The organism is Psychroserpens mesophilus, from assembly GCF_050617655.1.
GTDB classification, from domain to species: Bacteria; Bacteroidota; Bacteroidia; order Flavobacteriales; family Flavobacteriaceae; genus Psychroserpens; species Psychroserpens mesophilus_A.
In genome coordinates this window covers 1-239 of the sequence record NZ_JBODQC010000468.1, presented here as the reverse complement: position 1 = coordinate 239, position 239 = coordinate 1, and the positions used below count along the sequence as shown (strand labels likewise).

Sequence of the window (239 nt, the reverse complement as noted above, 5' to 3'; positions counted from 1 at the left end):
AAACAACAGAAACAATAACTTGAAGATTAGAACAACACTACTACTGCTCTTCTGCATCTTCAGCTTTGTACAAACTCGGCAAACTGATTTTAAAACGTACAGCAATTAATCTGATGATGATAACCACAAGACCAGCAATAATGAAAAGATAATTCTCATCATTGAGAAAAAAGCGCATTAAAAAATAACTGAGTCCACCTACAATACAAGCCGTAGCGTAGATCTCCTTTCTAAAAATT

General features: G+C 33.9%; 1 pseudogene. It reads right to left on the bottom strand.

The window, feature by feature from the left end:
• Window positions 1-40: 40 nt before the first annotated feature.
• Window positions 41-239 (bottom strand): annotated as a pseudogene (locus ACRHNM_RS18020) (trimeric intracellular cation channel family protein); the annotation flags it as partial.